Raw genomic sequence first — 1,658 nt, forward strand, 5'->3', positions numbered from 1 at the left:
CCCGCACCGTCCCCGCCCCCCCAAATGAAACATGGACAGAGCACTACTCCATATCCTCTATTGATTTTGTAAATTCCCCTTCCCTGAGGCCCTCTGGGCCTCAGAGAGGGTTCGTCCAGTCCGCTCATTTCACCAGCCCCCGCTGACGGGCGACTTCGTAGAGGAGAAGGGCCCCGGCTACCGCGACGTTCAGGGACTCCATCCCCCGAGCCATCGGGATCCGCACCGTGCGATGGGGCAAGCGTTGCGCCTCCGGCCCGGGACCAGCCGCTTCGCCCCCCAGGATCAGGGTCACCGGCGCCCGCCAGTCCACCTCAAAATAAGCGTGCGCACCAGTGGGCATCGCCAGCCAAATCGTGGTGCCCTCGAGGAGACGAGGGATTTCCATCCACGAAGCCAGGCGCACCGGCAGAACGAAATGCGCGCCGGCCGCCGCCCGCACTGCCTTCGGATGCCAAGGATCCGCGGTCCCCGGGGGGATCACCACCCCCTCGGCACCGGCCGCCGCCGCGCTGCGCAACACCGCCCCCACATTCCCCGGCTCCTGCACCCGATCCAGAAGGACCAGAAAAGTCGATAGCTCCGGCCAGGGGAGTTCCGGGATCGGTGCCACAGCGATCAACCCCTGAGGGGTCTCCGCTTCCGTGCACATTTGAAGAATCGCTGGGGTGACCTCGTAACAGGGCACCCCTGCCGCCTGAAGGCGGGCCAGGGTCTCCTGGGCACGAGGGGTAGGATCCCCATAGAAGGCGAAGACAGGGCGAAAATCCGGATGCTGAGCGCTGAAACGCAGGGCTTCGTCGATCAGGCGGGGACCTTCCAGAACCATCTGCCGATAAGCCCGACGCGCTTTCCGCTGCTCCAGCAGCGCCCGCACCCGTTTGACTTTTTCATTGGAGGGGCTGGTAATCCGGAGCATCGTGGAGAGGCGAACAAAGACTTCAAGGGGTGGGCGGGTCGTTGAAGGTAGTCCGCCCACCCCTCAACCCCACAGGCGCTACCTGGCGCGGGTCTGCGCCTTGGCCCCTAAGGCTGAGGACATCGTCCCTCCCCCTTTTCCCTCCCCGGGCGGCAAAGCTGCCCGGGGAGAAAGGATCAGGCCAGCCCCAAGGCCTGACGAGCGGTTTCAACCAGTCGGGCGAAGGCCGCGGCATCCCGCACCGCCAAATCCGCCAGGATCTTGCGGTTGATGGCGATCCCGGCGGCCCGCAGTCCTGCCATCAATCGGCTATAGGAGAGACCATTCTGGCGGGCCGCCGCGTTAATCCGCATGATCCAGAGGCGGCGAAAATCGCGCTTGCGCTCCCGCCGATGGCGATAGGCATAAGCCAGGGATTTAATCATCGCCTCATGGGCTCGCCGGTAATGTCGGCTGCGAGACCCCCGCTGGCCTTCCACCATTTTCAGAACCTTCTTGTGGCGACGGCGATTGGTGACGCTGCTTTTCACACGAGTCATTGCAACTTCCCCCAGATGGTTTGCGCCCCCGATTCATGCATCGCTGCAGCATACTTTAAGGATTCGGATACCCCGAGCGAGCAGAGATCTTTTCAAGGGCTAGGCCGGAGGCCTTCCGCCATGGCGCAGCCCTTGAAAATCCTCAAAGCATTGAGCAACGAAGCATAAGCAGTTTGTCCAGTTATAAACTGGGGATTTGA

At 63.0% G+C, this 1,658-nt stretch carries 2 protein-coding genes; both read right to left on the reverse strand.

The window, feature by feature from the left end; genetic code table 11:
- Window positions 1-124 precede the first annotated feature (124 nt).
- Window positions 125-979: an RNA methyltransferase gene (locus NZM16_RS08555; RefSeq protein WP_295479931.1), complete on the reverse strand. Its 855-nt coding sequence runs from the start codon at window positions 977-979 to the stop codon at window positions 125-127.
- 116 nt (window positions 980-1,095) lie between these two features.
- Window positions 1,096-1,458, reverse strand: a complete 363-nt coding sequence (gene rplT / locus NZM16_RS08560; protein WP_295452854.1) for a 50S ribosomal protein L20 — start codon at window positions 1,456-1,458, stop codon at window positions 1,096-1,098.
- Between the last annotated feature and the right edge of the window lie 200 nt (window positions 1,459-1,658).

It is taken from the genome of Thermoflexus sp., from assembly GCF_025055495.1.
Classification (GTDB): domain Bacteria; phylum Chloroflexota; class Anaerolineae; order Thermoflexales; family Thermoflexaceae; genus Thermoflexus.